At 48.1% G+C, this 14,734-nt stretch carries 15 protein-coding genes; 6 read left to right on the forward strand and 9 right to left on the reverse strand.

From position 1 onward, the window contains the following. Positions 1–4: 4 nt before the first annotated feature. Entirely contained in the window at positions 5–793 is a 789-nt protein-coding gene (locus NOM72_RS11965; protein WP_023466804.1) for a DUF4397 domain-containing protein, read from the forward strand. Then, entirely contained in the window at positions 765–1,373 is a 609-nt protein-coding gene (locus tag NOM72_RS11970) for a class F sortase (protein ID WP_035399163.1), read from the forward strand. The genes NOM72_RS11965 and NOM72_RS11970 overlap by 29 nt, the downstream gene beginning before the upstream one ends. Positions 1,374–1,429: 56 nt before the next feature. Here NOM72_RS11970 and NOM72_RS11975 read toward each other — a convergent pair whose 3' ends face one another. The 9 genes from NOM72_RS11975 to NOM72_RS12015 form a co-directional block, all read right to left on the reverse strand. Next, a complete protein-coding gene (locus NOM72_RS11975; protein WP_023466806.1) occupies positions 1,430–2,731 on the reverse strand; it encodes a globin-coupled sensor protein in 1,302 nt (433 codons plus the stop codon). Between the two features lie 172 nt (positions 2,732–2,903). After that, positions 2,904–3,128 (reverse strand): hypothetical protein, encoded by a 225-nt coding sequence (locus NOM72_RS11980; protein ID WP_023466807.1) that lies wholly within the window; start codon positions 3,126–3,128, stop codon positions 2,904–2,906. 86 nt (positions 3,129–3,214) lie between these two features. After that, positions 3,215–3,421 (reverse strand): heavy-metal-associated domain-containing protein, encoded by a 207-nt coding sequence (locus NOM72_RS11985; protein WP_023466808.1) that lies wholly within the window; start codon positions 3,419–3,421, stop codon positions 3,215–3,217. Continuing rightward, the gene (locus tag NOM72_RS11990; protein WP_255999230.1) at positions 3,418–5,547 is read right to left on the reverse strand and encodes a heavy metal translocating P-type ATPase; all 2,130 of its coding nucleotides are present in this window, start codon (positions 5,545–5,547) and stop codon (positions 3,418–3,420) included. The genes NOM72_RS11985 and NOM72_RS11990 overlap by 4 nt, the downstream gene beginning before the upstream one ends. Positions 5,548–5,560: 13 nt before the next feature. After that, entirely contained in the window at positions 5,561–5,857 is a 297-nt protein-coding gene (locus tag NOM72_RS11995; RefSeq protein ID WP_023466810.1) for a metal-sensitive transcriptional regulator, read from the reverse strand. Between the two features lie 119 nt (positions 5,858–5,976). Then, positions 5,977–7,512, reverse strand: a complete 1,536-nt coding sequence (locus NOM72_RS12000) for a DHA2 family efflux MFS transporter permease subunit (RefSeq protein ID WP_023466811.1) — start codon at positions 7,510–7,512, stop codon at positions 5,977–5,979. Positions 7,513–7,816: 304 nt separating this feature from the next. Next, positions 7,817–8,143, reverse strand: coding sequence for a bacillithiol system redox-active protein YtxJ (ytxJ, locus tag NOM72_RS12005; protein ID WP_029343222.1), 327 nt, complete (start codon positions 8,141–8,143; stop codon positions 7,817–7,819). Between the two features lie 5 nt (positions 8,144–8,148). Next, positions 8,149–9,777: an acetolactate synthase large subunit gene (locus NOM72_RS12010; RefSeq protein WP_255999231.1), complete on the reverse strand. Its 1,629-nt coding sequence runs from the start codon at positions 9,775–9,777 to the stop codon at positions 8,149–8,151. Next, positions 9,774–11,210: an NAD-dependent succinate-semialdehyde dehydrogenase gene (locus NOM72_RS12015; protein ID WP_023466816.1), complete on the reverse strand. Its 1,437-nt coding sequence runs from the start codon at positions 11,208–11,210 to the stop codon at positions 9,774–9,776. Before NOM72_RS12015 ends, NOM72_RS12010 begins: the two co-directional genes overlap by 4 nt. 391 nt (positions 11,211–11,601) lie before the next feature. Between NOM72_RS12015 and NOM72_RS12020 the strand changes: the two genes are divergently transcribed. From NOM72_RS12020 to NOM72_RS12035, 4 genes are all read left to right on the forward strand, one after another. Further along, positions 11,602–13,260 carry a glycoside hydrolase family 13 protein gene (locus NOM72_RS12020; protein ID WP_255999306.1) on the forward strand — a complete coding sequence of 553 codons (1,659 nt, stop codon included), beginning with the start codon at positions 11,602–11,604 and terminating at the stop codon, positions 13,258–13,260. Between the two features lie 108 nt (positions 13,261–13,368). Further along, positions 13,369–13,791: a YwiB family protein gene (locus tag NOM72_RS12025; protein WP_235147615.1), complete on the forward strand. Its 423-nt coding sequence runs from the start codon at positions 13,369–13,371 to the stop codon at positions 13,789–13,791. Next, positions 13,781–14,200 (forward strand): hypothetical protein, encoded by a 420-nt coding sequence (locus NOM72_RS12030; RefSeq protein ID WP_023466820.1) that lies wholly within the window; start codon positions 13,781–13,783, stop codon positions 14,198–14,200. The genes NOM72_RS12025 and NOM72_RS12030 overlap by 11 nt, the downstream gene beginning before the upstream one ends. Before the next feature lie 57 nt (positions 14,201–14,257). Next, positions 14,258–14,695, forward strand: coding sequence for an NUDIX domain-containing protein (locus tag NOM72_RS12035; RefSeq protein ID WP_053452455.1), 438 nt, complete (start codon positions 14,258–14,260; stop codon positions 14,693–14,695). Positions 14,696–14,734 lie beyond the last annotated feature (39 nt).

Below are 14,734 nucleotides of genomic sequence, written 5' to 3' on the forward strand. Positions count from 1 at the left end.
AAAGATGAAGAAACTCTTATCGTTTGTGACCGCTACGTTGCTGTTTGCACTATTCGTGCTACCAGTAGGCGCAGCAGATGACGCAATGGTTCGTGTCATTCATGCTTCACCAGATGCTCCGGCAGTCGATATCGCGGTCGATGGCAAAAAAGCGGTATCAGGAGCAAAATTCAAAGATGTCACAGATTATCTCACACTACCAGCTGGCGAACATAAAGTAGAAGTATTCGCTGCAGGAACTACGAAAGATCCTGTGCTCTCTCAAACACTCAACGTAGAAGCTGGTAAATTCTATTCGGTCGCAGCAATCGGCAAATTAGCTGATATCAAACTCGCGGTCATGGAAGACAATGGTAAAGGCGAAGATGGAAAATCAATGGTTCGTGTCGCACACTTTGCACCAGATGCGCCAGCTGTTGATGTCGCACCAAAAGGTGGAGACCCACTCTTCAGTAACCTTGAATTCTCAAAAGTCTCTGACTACGGTACACTCGATGCAGGTACGTATGACCTTGAAGTCCGTCCTGCAGGCGCAACGGATGTCGTCAAAGCACTGGATGGTGTCAAACTCGACAGTGGCAAAAACTATACAGCACTCGCAATCGGCTTACTTGAAGGCGAACCAGCATTTGAAGTCCTCTTGATCCCAGACGGTGGTGAAATGGCATCAATGCCAGAAACAGGACTTGGTGGTTCATCTGATACGGCTTCTGCTACACCATGGGCAGTCGCAGCAGCAGCTGCCTTGTTAGTAGGAACAGCGTATGTCGTCCGTCGTAAACAAAACGCTTAAGAGTAGTCTTCTTCTCTTACTCGTATTAGCCGGATGTCAATCGGGATCACCTCCAGATGCTACAAAGCCGGAAAAACCAAAACAAACCGAAACAACGACGTCTTCTTCGTCCACGCCATCCGAAAAGGTGGACGAAGAGGCGTTCATACCAACGCGTATTACAATTCCGACGCTCGATGTGAAAGCGAACATCGAAGTCGTCGGGAAGGATAAACAAGGACGGATGGATGTTCCGAAACAGACCGATCAGGTCGCTTGGTATAAATACGGAGCAAAAGCCGGACAAACCGGAAATGTCGTGCTAGCCGGACATTTGGATGATCAAGAAGGTCCCGCTGTTTTTTATGATTTAGCCAAGATGAAAAAAGGGCAACGGATTGAAGTGACGGGAAAAACAGGACAACAGGTATCGTACGTGGTGACGAACGTCATGTCCTATCCTGTCGATGAAGCACCTGTCGGATCAATCTTCGGTGCGACCGTCATGAATAAACTGACGCTCATTTCATGTATAGGTACGTTTTCAGAATCAAAAGGATACGATCAGCGTCTTGTCGTCACAGCAGAACAAGACGAGTAAAGTAAAATAGGCAATTCTTATTTCGGTTAAAACCGAGAATAAGAATTGCCTATTTTTTAATGTGTTTCGGAAGCAGCGACAAGATCCGTCGTCAGTGTCGTCAAGCCTTGTGTCGTCTTACTGAGACCTTGGATCGTCTCGACGATTTGCCCGAGGTTTTCTTTGTTGCGTCCAAACAAGGTGAGGGAATTCTCCATTTCACTCTTAACGGTTTGAATTCCTTGTTTAACTTGTTGCAATTCTTGCTGAGATGCGGTGTTGGCACGTGTAATGTCTTCCATCTGAGAAACGAGTTGTGTGATATTACCATTGTTCTTTTGAATCAGACCGTTGATACTGCTACTCAACGATTTCGCATTCTCGGCAAGGTTTCGAACTTCCGTCGCGACGACAGCAAATCCTTTACCGTGTTCACCGGCACGTGCTGCTTCAATCGAAGCATTCAACGCGAGTAAGTTCGTCTGATTGGCGATCGCTTCGATGCTTTGCGTCATCTGGACGATCTCATCCGATGTCGTCTTCAATTCATGGATGCTTTCAAGCGAAGTACCAACTTGTTGTGTCGATTGAGCGAATTGTTGCTCCATCTGTTGCATCTGTCGTTCGTTAGCAATCGTCATTTGAACGAGTTGCTGGCTTGTCTGCTCCGTCTGAGCTGTTTCTGCTAATACTTGTGAAGCACGTCGGCTCGTCTCGATGATGGCATGATCCGTGTGCTCAACTGAGCTTGCGACTTCTTGACTGACACGAACGACGTCCGTCAAAAGTTGACGGCGTGACTCGTTCGCCGTCGTCACTTCATTCAAGCGAGAATCGACGTACTGGCTCGTCACGATCTGAGCGTCTAAGTTCATTGCGTGAGTCAATGCAAGCACAGCTGTTGTCAGTTGTGCTGGGTCATGCTGATAGTGTTCGACGATTTTTGGAATCAACAACGTCTGAAACGCAGCATACGAAGCGATGAACCAAGTGACGGGAACGAAGTTGTGTTTATGTGTCTGTCCCATTCGCGTACGCATCGCGAGGAATGACTCGTTCATATTTCCTGTCAGTAGACTCGTGAAGTAGTCAGCAAAGACTTTCTTCAGTCGTTCGCGTGTCGACGATTGTTTTGCGATGGTTGCCATCTCAGGATTTAATAGAAGATGATCGAGGACCTGTTCAAGAACCTCATCTAAGATGCCTTGAACGACAGGTGCCATCGATTTAAGTGTCTGTAGTTGTTCTTCTGTATACCCCATGTATACGAGACGGGATGTGAGATCAGGATCTGCCGTCTTCGTAATGAGACGGGAATCAGGAAAGCCGATGGTAGCTTGATAAGCCGAAGTAGTCTTACTTTTAAAAGGATTACGCACGTAGTTGCCTCCAATACTCAAGATGTGAATAAAATGATGTCTGTTTCTTATCGGTTCATCTTGCCGAAGCGATACTGGTTTTCGAAAAAAAAGACAAAAATATTGAAAAACATTGACCGGAAACAAAAAAACTCATGGCAAGCGCCATGAGGAGAATGGAAAAAGAACAGGATTAGACTGGTTGGTCTTCCTGAAATGCTTTTTTGGCGTCCACGATCGAGCGCATTCGTTGAACGCAAGCTTGAACGAATTGAATGTCAATGGAGGTGAAACGGGTGACAGGTCCACGAGCTGACTCGGCACTGAATGTGAAGGTTCCGAGATTCCAAAGTTCGATTTTAAATCGTTTTCCTTTGTTGTCGTCGAAGTGTTCTACGAATTCGATTTTCGGTACCATACGAACCCCTCCTTACTCCGTACATTCCCGCTTTTCAAAAAATAAAAAAGCCAAACTGCGTGTTAGAAGCAGTTTGGCATGAAAATTTAAGCAGTCGGTACATCGTAGCCGATTTCTTCGATCGCATCGACGAGACGTTCACGAGGAACATCCTCGTGCTGGACTGTAACCTGGTTTTGTTCGAGTGAGACAGTAGCATGTTGTACACCTTCGACTTCAGATAAAGCTGATTCGACACTTGCTTTACAGTGATTGCATGTCATACCGATAACAGATAATGTTGTTTCTTTCATGATGATGTTCCTCCTTCAGATAGTGGGGTACGTTTTAATCGTAACGCATTCGTCACGACAGAGACAGAGCTGAATGCCATCGCGGCACCCGCAAGCCATGGGGCAAGCAGACCGAGAAAGGCGACCGGAATACCAATCGTGTTATAACCGAGTGCAAAGACGAGATTTTGACGAATGTTTTTCATCGTCTGCTCACTCAGCTCGATCGCAAGTAAAACTTGTTTTAAGTCGTGTCCAAGTAGCGTCACGTCGGCTGCTTCAAGGGCAACGTCCGTTCCGCTACCGAGCGCGATGCCGACATCTGCTGTTACGAGAGCAGGGGCATCATTGATACCGTCTCCGACCATCGCGACACGTTTCGTTTGTTGAAGTGACTGAATGACATCTGCCTTTTCAATCGGCAAAACGTCAGCAAAGACGAACGCTGGATCCAGTCCCAGTTCTGTTGCTAAATGATCAGCGACTTCCCGGCGATCACCGGTCAGGAGATATACTTCTTTTGTCTCGCGCAAACGCCGGATCGTTTCTTTCGCTGAATCTTTCAATGCGTCACGGATGGCGTATACGGCCGCGACTTCTCCATCGACAGCGACGTATACGAGAGTCGCTCCAGGTGATGTCCAATCAGGAAGAATGATGTTTCGTTCCTGCATCATTCGCGCCGATCCGACGATGAGATCATGTCCCATGATTTGTCCCGTGATCCCACGTCCTGATTCGACGTGGAACCGTTCGATATCAAAGACGACATCCCGTTCTGCTGTGATGGCGCGAGCAAGAGGGTGTTCCGATTGCCGTTCAAGCGCAGCAGCGAAATCGAGCGCTGTCTCCGTACCGAACGTTTCGACGACGACAGGGCGACCGACTGTCAGTGTTCCGGTCTTATCAAAGACGACAGCATCGACATGTTGAAGATTCTCGAGTTGAGCGCCCCCTTTAAAGAGAATCCCTCGTTCAGCCCCTTTTCCAGTTCCGACCATGATCGAAGTCGGTGTCGCAAGTCCGAGTGCACATGGACAAGCGATGACGAGCACCGCGATGGCAGGACGAATCGCTTCCGCAAAGGATCCACTGATCATCCACCAAGCGGCTAACGTCAGAAGCGCGATGGCAACGACGATCGGCACGAACACACCAGAAATCCGATCGGCTTGTCGTTGAATCGGTGCCTTTTCAGTCTGCGCTTGTTCGACGACACGAATGATTTGTGAAAGAACCGTCGCTTGTCCGATCTTTGTCGCTTCGACTTGTAAAGATCCGTTCGTATTCAGCGTACCACCAATGACGGATGCCCCAACCGTTTTATGAACAGACGCAGATTCACCGGTCAACATCGATTCATCGAGATACGCGTCGCCTGAGCGAATGATACCATCTGTCGGAATTTTATTCCCAGGTTTTACGAGTAAGATCATCCCGGTTTGAATTGCATCGATGGAGACCGTTCGTTCCTGTCCGTCCTCTAAGATGACGGCTTCCTTTGCTTGTAGGGAGAGCAGGCTTTTAATTGCTCCCGTCGTCTGTTGTTTCGCACGGTCTTCGAGGACCTTGCCGAGTAAGACGAGTGTAATCAGAATCGCACTCGTCTCAAAGTAGAGATGCGGCATATCAGAGACGAGTAGCATTTCAGCAACGGAATAAAAGTAGGCTGCCGATGTTCCGAGTGCAACGAGGACATCCATGTTGGCACTCCCACTCCGTAAACTTTTATAAGCCCCACTATAGAAGGGCGCTCCGATGATGAATTGCACCGGTGTCGCTAAAGCAAACTGTAGCCACGGATTCATTAAGAATGGAAGGTGGAACGGACTGTTTGGAATATGCGTCAGCATGCTCGCGAGCAACGGTAACGATAGAATGGCCGCGATCATAAAGCGATACAGCATCCGGCGATTCGATTTTGTTGCGTGTGGTGCTTGTTTGACCGTTGCCCCGTAGCCGATTTTTCGGATTTTTTCGATGATCGCTTGATCGTCATAAGAATCAGAAATCGAAACACGAGCGGTTTCAAGCGGCAAGTTGACCGTTGCTTCAACCCCGTCCATCCGGTTGAGGACTTTTTCAATCCGGGCGGAGCAGGCGGCACACGTCATGCCTTCAATATCAAACTCAATCGTTTTTGACATCAGAAAACCCTCCTTACTTTTTCAATCGAGCGATGACCGACATCAATTCATCGACGTAAGCGTCCGTACTATCTTGACGGGTGGCGACTTCATGCATGCACATCTTAACGTGGCGTTCGATGATTTGTAGTTCGACTTGCCGCAAAGCTGCTTGGATTGATGCCGTTTGCGTCAAAATGTCGATACAATACCGATCTTCAGCGACCATATTAGCAATCCCGCGGACTTGTCCTTCGATGCGCTTCAATCGCTTCATCAACGCATCTTGTTCTTCATTCGTTCGTGGAACGACGGGGTGATCGTGTGTCATAGTCGTGCCTCCTTTGGTGATCTTGTTGTTATCTTTACTCTAACATATAGGTATGGGGGGTACCAGTATATAGTTTAAGAAATAAAAAAAGCAGTCGCGAGAGGCGACTGCTTTTGCACTTACTGATTGGAAACTTGTGGTTTGACGATCGTTTCGTTCAATGAGCGTTGATCGCTGATGATATCTTCGGCTTGTGTCGCCCGTTTAATGAAGAAGGCAAGGACGAATGCTAGACCAGCGATGAACGTCGAGATGAAGAACGCATAGTTGATTCCGTCAAGCGTCGCTTGCATCGTAATCTGCTGTTTCAGAGCAGCAGCCGCTTCAGCTGTCGGTTGACTCGTCATGTTCTTCGCCGCTTCAGCCGCGAGTTCTGTCCCACGTGTCTTCGCATGCGTCGACATGATCGTTACGAGCAAGGCTGTTCCGATCGCACCGGATACTTGTTGCAACGTATTGTTCATCGCTGTTCCGTGTGGATAGTAGCGCGTTGGTAACTGGTTTAAACCGTTCGTCGAGACTGGCATCATGACCATTGACATCCCGAACATCCGTAACGAATACAGGACGATCAGATGCGTATACGTCGTATCCATCTCGAGCTGACTGAAGTAGTAACTGGTAACGACTGTGATGAACAAACCAGTCAACGCAAGAGGACGTCCACCGATCTTATCAAACAGTTTCCCGTTGATCGGTGACATGACGGCCATCAAGATGGCACCTGGTAATAGCATGAGACCCGCATCAAGTGGTGAGATACCGCGAATCGTCTGGACATAGATCGGAAGCAATAACATGCCCGAGAACATCGCCATCGTGACGACCATCGAGATGGCAGAAGACAAGGCGAACATCGGGTAACGATAAATCTTGAAGTTGAGCATCGGACGTTCCATATGGAGCTGACGGTAAATGAATGTCACGAGTGCGATGACTCCGACGATCAGCGCTCCATAGACGTGGAAGCTATCCCAACCTTTAGAGCCGGCAGAACTGAAACCGTACAATAAGCCACCGAAACCAAGTGACGAAAGTGCCACGGAAGCGAGATCGATCCGAGTGGCAGACCGCTCCTTGACGTCACGAAGTAAGAAGAAACCAGCAACGAGCACGATCAAGGCGATTGGTGTGATGAAGTGGAACAACATCCGCCAATCATAGTGCTCGATGATCCAACCAGACAACGTCGGTCCGATTGCTGGGGCCCCCATCATGATTAATCCAAAGAAGCCCATTGCGGTTCCGCGTTTTTCAATCGGGAAACTGACGAGCATGACGTTCATCAGTAACGGCATCATGATCGCAGAACCAGATGCTTGAATCATCCGTCCTGCAAGCAAGACAGGGAAGACTTCTGCGAAGCCGGCAAGAATCGTTCCAGCCGAGAAGAGAGTCATCGCGAGTAAGAAGAGGCGACGAACCGAATATTTTTGAATCAAGAACGCAGATGTCGGAATCAAGACACCGTTGACGAGCATGAAACCAGTTGACAGCCATTGAGCAGTTGATGGTTCGATCGCTAGGTCCTTCATGATTGAAGGCAGGGCGATGTTGAGCAATGTATTATTTAAGAAAGCAATGAATGCCCCGATCATCAAAACGGCGAGAATTCCGTAAGGAGCTCGAGCTGTGTGAGTTGCACTTTGTTGCATGAATATCCTCCTAACTAAACTAACAGTACATATTTCTATACGGTCGTTCTATCTGTAGTTTATCTTAATCCGATTTAGTTCGAATTACAAATAATAATAGCTAAGAAAGATAATTTTATTTTTTATGTAAGATTGAAAGCGTTTTTCTAGTGAAGTAAACAAAGAAAGAAGCATGTTGTACACTCGACATCGCTTCCTAGGATAACGATTCGTGGTAAACAAAAAAGCGCAATCCTTCTCGTTAAAGAAAAATTGCGCTTTGTCTTCAGTTTGAAACAGCCGGAGGCTTGTTTCACAGCTAGCATTACTGGACGTTCGTTTCGAGGGCATCTTTCGTGATGTCGTAATGCGAGGCTGTCCAGACCGATTTACCGTCTTGAATGAACAAGACTTGTGGTGACTCGTGCCGAACGCTGTAATGTTCGGCGATGTGATTCGATAAGGTCCGAGCTTCTTGGACGAAAAGATACGCTGTTGGAACAGACGTTTCATCTGCAAATTTCGTATACTCCGAGAATCCTGCGGCACTGATCGGACATGTCGTGCTGTGTTTGCAAATCACGAACGCGGTATGTTCGGACGCAAATTGATCAAAATCAGAAATAGATTGCAGTTTACGTGGTTGTGTCATGTATATCACCCTCCATACGTCCGGAGACGTTCACTTAACTTTAGATTTTCCCGGTAATCGACCGGACAGTCAATTAAAACGGGTCCATCACTTGCAAATGCTTGGTCAAGACAATGTGCAAGGGAACCGTGTTCACCGACACGAAGACCGAGTGCGCCGAAAGCATGAGCCAGTTGAACGAGGTCTGGATTGTCAAACGTGATGTAGGACGACCGCCCATACGCTTGTTGTTGTTTCCATTCAATCAGTCCATAGGTACCGTCACGCCAAATCAACACGACAAGTGGAAGCTTCAAACGAACGGCGGTCTCGAGATCCTGACCATTCATCAAAAAGGCACCATCTCCAGCGGCACAGACGATTCGCCGGTCCGGATATAACAGCTTGGCTGCGAGCGCACTCGATAAACCATAGCCCATCGAAGCAAATCCGTTGGAAATGAATAACTGATCCGGACGTGTCGTTTGATAATGGCGTGCGAGCCAGACTTTGTGTGCACCAACGTCCGAGAAGACCATGCCATCCTCCCCGACGGTTCGTTCGAGTTCACGAACGATACTTTGAGGATGTAAAGGCAAGGCAAGCGAGTACGTTTCTTGAATCTCGTCGCGTAATTTATCGCGATCTTGTTGCCAGTCGTTCCACGCACGCTCGGGCAGTAAAGGAGTCAATACAGTCAGCATATCGACGAGTGGTCCGACTACGTTTGCGACGACCGGATAATAGGCATCGATTTCGTGAGGATTTGTATCCAAATGGACGATCGGTGTCTTTTTCGGGTTCCATTTTTGCGGAGGTAACTCCGTAATATCGTAGCCCACCGTAATGATGAGGTCACTCGCATCGAGAATCCGCTGGTTGTAATCGACGTCTGGTAAACCGATCGTGTGTGCAGCAAGCGGATGGTGTGAAGAAATCGCTCCTTTTCCCATCATCGTCTCGACGACGGGAGCTTGGAGCTTTTCGACGAATGCTCGAAACGCATCGAGTGCTTGCTGCCGATGGATGCCAAATCCAGCAATGATGACCGGACGTTTTGCTCGTTCGATCAGACGTAAGGCATCGGGATCATCAATCGTCAAGGAATGGAGATGCGTTGGTGTACTGTCCTGCTGTAGGGGTGTCGCTGCTTGATCACGTTCTTGTGTTGCGATGTCTTCTGGAAAAGAGATATGGGTTGCCCCTGGTTTTTCGCTTTTTGCTGTCGCAAAGGCACGTCGAACGATTTCCGGAATGACCTCCGCCGACAGAACGGACGTACTAGACTTCGTGACCGGACGATAGAGGTCTACGAGATCAAACATTTGATGCGATGCTTTGTGTTGCCGTGCTGTCGCTCCTTGACCTGTGATCGCGACGACAGGGGAATGATCCATCGTCGCACTTGCAATACCGGTCATCATATTGGTCGCACCGGGACCAAGTGTCGATAGGCAGACACCCGGTCGCCCACTCAGGCGACCGAACATCGCTGCCATGAACGCAGCATTCGTTTCGTGACGCGTCGTGATGAACGTGATCGATGAACGACTGAGTGATTCGAGTAATGTGATGTTTTCCTCACCGGGAACACCAAAGATATGCGTGACGCCCTCTGCCTCTAAACATTGGACGAACCAATTCGCCGCGTTCACGCTAGTCCACCGATGGAAATGTACTTCGTTTCGAGATAGGCTTCGAGTCCTTCACTACCACCTTCACGTCCGAGACCGGACTGTTTCATTCCACCAAATGGTGCTTGCGCAGCAGAAGGAACACCATCATTCCAGCCGACGATTCCATAATCAAGCCCTTCGATCGCACGAATCGCACGCGCGTAATCCTTCGTAAAGACGTACGAAGCGAGACCGAACGGTGTCTGGTTGGCGTAACGAACTGCTTCCTCATCAGAACTGACACGCTGGACGGGAGCAACAGGTCCGAACGTCTCCTCGTTCATGATCAGCATGCCGGGTTTTACGTCCGCGAGAACGGTTGCTTCATAATAATAGACATCGTTCTCCTCATCCGTCGTTCCTGTTCCGCCCGTGACGACTCGTGCACCAGCGGATGTCGCATCATCAACATGTTTTTTGACTTTATCGTAACCCGCTTTATTGATCATCGGTCCAATCTTCGTCTCAGCATCAAGACCATTTCCGGTTTTCAGCTTCGCTGTCTCTTGCCCGAGTTTTTCAACGAACGCGTCATAGATCGAGTCGGATACGTAAATCCGGTTTCCACAGACACACGTTTGACCGCCATTACGGAATTTCGACTTAATCGTCTCAGCGACAGCTAAATCAAGATCACAGTCATCAAAGACGAGAATCGGTGCATGTCCTCCGAGTTCGAGTGACATCGCCTTGATCGTCTCTGCTCCCTGAGCCATCAGCGTCCGTCCGACTTCAGTTGAACCAGTGAAGGTGATTTTATCGACATGCGGATGTGTCGCGAGTGATTCACCGAGTGCTTTCCCGCTCCCTGTAACGGCATTGACGACGCCTTCTGGAATCCCGACTTCCTGACAAAGTTCAAGAAGACGAAGCGCGGTAAGCGGAGTCGCTGTTGGTGGTTTGATGACAAACGTACATCCGGCGACGAGTGCCGGAGCAAGCTTTCGGGTAATCATGGCAGCCGGGAAATTCCATGGTGTGATCGCAGCAACGACACCGACCGGCTGTTTGATGACTTGAAGTCGTTTGCTCGCATCATGCGTTGGAATGACACGCCCATAAGCGCGTTTTCCTTCCTCTGCAAACCATTTGACGAAGTTTGCGGCATACTGCACTTCACCTTCTGACTCAGCGAGCGGTTTCCCCATTTCAAGCGTCATCAGGCGAGCCAGTTCATCTTTTTTCTCAATCATCTTCGCATATAACTTCTCGAGAAGTTCGGCACGTTCGTAGACTGTCCGCTTCGACCAGTCAGGAAATGCCTTCCGTGCTGCTTCTACTGCGTCGTTGACGTCTGATTTTGTTCCGTTTGGTACACTACCGACGACTTCTCCAGTTGCTGGATTCGTAACATCTGTCCGTTCTCGTCCGTGATCTAGCCATTGTCCACCAATAAAGAATTGTCCCTTCATCATGAAAATCCCCCTTTTTTACATGCATTGGTAAGGGTATACCCGAACGAAGAAAAAAAGATTCACTTTCGGAAGGAAAGGTTATGCAAAAGGGTAGAAATCGACCGATAAACAGTGTAGGATAATTCAGTAAATGTAATGTAAAACGATCTGAAATATTCAGTGTGAACGAAGAGTGACAACCGTTGATGTGAAATGGTGGAATCACCCCCGAAACATTGACTTTAAAAGTGGATTTGATAAGATGAAGGTAGAGGAATTGCGCAATCGGTTGCGCTATGTGTATAGAAGTTCAATAACTGATGAAAACAACACCCCAAAGACTGACCTACGAGAGGATTCACGACACATGACACAAATGATACCGCGCCCTGAAACGGCCCAACAAACAATTACACGAGCTTGGTGGAAAGAAGCAGTTGCTTACCAAATCTATCCACGCAGCTTTTACGATGCAAACAACGATGGAATCGGCGATATTCCGGGTATCATCGCAAAATTGGATTATTTGAAGGATCTTGGCGTCGACGTTCTTTGGATTTGCCCGATGTTCAAGTCACCGAACGACGATAACGGATATGACATTAGTGATTATGAAGACATCATGGATGAGTTCGGTACGATGACGGACTTCGATCTCTTGATGGAAGAAGCGCATAAGCGCGACATCAAGGTCTTGCTTGATCTCGTCGTTAACCACACATCGGATGAACACCCGTGGTTCCTTGAATCACGTTCGTCGAAAGACAATGAGAAACGCGATTGGTACATCTGGAAAGATGCCGTTAATGGTGGAGAACCGAACAACTGGGAAAGTATTTTCGGTGGATCAGCATGGGAATATGATGAAAAGACAGAGCAGTACTTCCTGCACGTCTTCTCTCGTCGTCAACCAGACTTGAACTGGCAAAACCGCGACATGCGTCAAGCGGTCTATACGATGATCAACTGGTGGCTCGATAAAGGTATCGACGGTTTCCGAATCGATGCGATCAGTCACATCAACAAGGATCAATCATTCGCTGATCTCCCGAATCCGCTTGGTATGCCGTATGTCCCTTCATTCGATATGCATATGAACGTAGAAGGCATCCATGCGTATCTCGAAGAGTTGAAGGATGAGACGTTCTCGAAATACGATATCATGACAGTCGGAGAAGCAAATGGCGTCACACCGGAAGAAGCGGATCTCTGGGTCGGAGAAGAGAACGGTAAGATGAACATGGTCTTCCAGTTCGAACACATGGATCTCTGGCGCGCAGACGCTGAAAAAGGCGTCGACGTCGTCAAACTGAAGCAAGTGCTGACGAAATGGCAAAAAGGACTTGAAGCAACAGGTTGGAATGCGTTGTACCTCGAAAACCACGATAAGGTTCGTTCGGTCTCTCTTTGGGGCGACGAGGAACAGTACTGGAAAGAGAGCGCGAAGTCGCTTGCGATGATGTATTTCTTCATGCAAGGCACACCGTTCATCTATCAAGGACAAGAGATCGGGATGACGAACGTTCAATTCCCGGACATCTCGGATTATGATGATGTCGCGACGAAAAACATGTACGAGATGCAACTTGCTTCCGGAAAAACACATGAGGAAATCATGGAAGTCATCTGGAACTCGTCCCGTGATAACTCACGCACACCAATGCAGTGGACAAATGAGCAAAACGGCGGCTTCTCGAATCAATCTCCATGGTTCGGTGTCAACCCGAACTACGCGGACATTAACGTCGCGTCCCAAGAACGAGATGAAGATTCGATCTTGAACTTCTACAAACGAATGATCCAAATCCGTAAGATGGAAGAGACATTGATCTATGGCGCGTATGATCTCATCTTACCGGAAGATACGAAAGTCTACGCGTATACACGGACGTTTGGTGACGAACAATTCTTGATCGTTACGAACTTAAAAGGCGAAACAGCAGAAATCGATACGGACATCATCTTGCACTCGGACAATATGTTGCTCGGCAACTATCCGACGATGCACCATGAAGGAACAGAGCTGGAACTTCGTCCATTCGAAGCTCGTCTGTACCGTGTGCGCTAATATGTTTTGAACGGATTCGATAGTTGTCGAATCCGTTTTTTTCTTGCATGTAAGCAGAAGGTGCATCAGACGAAAAAATCGTGTACGCTAAACGATGAGGTGATAGAAGTGAAACCAGTAAAGTACCCGGTGTCATTACGACAGGTGACGACGATCGAAGACGGTCCGATGCGTGAATCGGTCGAACTTGAGGCGGACGGCACGTTGTTCGAAACAAAAGACGGTTTTGCCGTGAAGTTCGTTCAGCCGGATGAACAACCGATCGATACGACGATCAAATGGTCAAAAGACCAGATCGCTTTGAATCGCAAAGGTCCTGTTGCGATGCATCATGTCTTCATTTTAGGAGAGACGACCAAAAGCCAGTATGGCAGTCAATTCGGTCAGATGTTGATGGAAACGGACACGAAGACGATTGAGATGAAACGGCAGCAGATGCAGTTTCGCTATACATTAAAGATGAATGGACAAGCAGTCGGTACGTATATGATTGATTTAACTTGGGAACGGAGTGAGACGAATGGCATTTGAACAAACAGTACGTCAAATGGAGCAGATGTTGGAAGAGGAATGGTTTGAGTGGCTCGAGAACGATGAGCCGCGTTACAACGAATGGCGCGATCAACTCGAAGGACTCGCAGAGCAGGTCATCACGGAATATAATCCGAAGGTCGATCCAGAAGCGATTGATACACTGCTTTTAATTAACGAAGAATTACCGGTCTTATACGGTGAAGATACCGTCATGCTGTATACTGCGCTCTTGAAAGCACGTCAGGAAGACGATCAAGTATACGAGCGTTACTTGACGATTCTTGGTGCGTTCGCGGACGAACAGCATCCAGCAATCCGTGAAGTCGAAAAGTTAGTCGCGAAAAAGGACTATAAAAATGCCTTCGCACGTGCAGTCCGTCTGCCACAGTCGCTCGGCTTAGAATAAACAATCACAGTGGACCATCTTGTTTTAGGCAAGGTGGTCTTTTTAGGAGGAAGCGTCATGTATCCACTCTATCGAATCATCGTCGCGGTCATCCGTAAGGGCGATCAACTGCTCATCGTCCATAATCAATCGGGTCAGGAGAAACGCTGGAGCTTACCCGGTGGACAGATTGAGTCTGGAGAGACCCTCGAGCAAGCACTGCGTCGCGAGGTGGAAGAAGAAACCGGTTTGACGGTCACATCGTCGTCGTTTGCCTTCTTAACGGAGAACTTCATGCCAACTTATCAAGCGCACAGCCTCGTGACTTATTTTGATTGCGAAGTGAGTGGTGTACTTGATCCAAGTGATCCCGATGAAGAAATCATTGAGACGAAGTGGATCAACCAAACAGAGTTAGCGGAGTACATCACGAGTGAAGACGTACGTCTTCCATTATCGGCATATTTAGAAGAACAGCACAAAGGCTATTACATGTTTGAAGAGATGAAGTGGTAACTCGGCTGTCATCGTTTCTTTACATCCCTTAAAGCGGTC

Source organism: Exiguobacterium sp. LL15, assembly GCF_024436095.1.
Taxonomy (GTDB): Bacteria; Bacillota; Bacilli; order Exiguobacteriales; family Exiguobacteriaceae; genus Exiguobacterium_A; species Exiguobacterium_A indicum.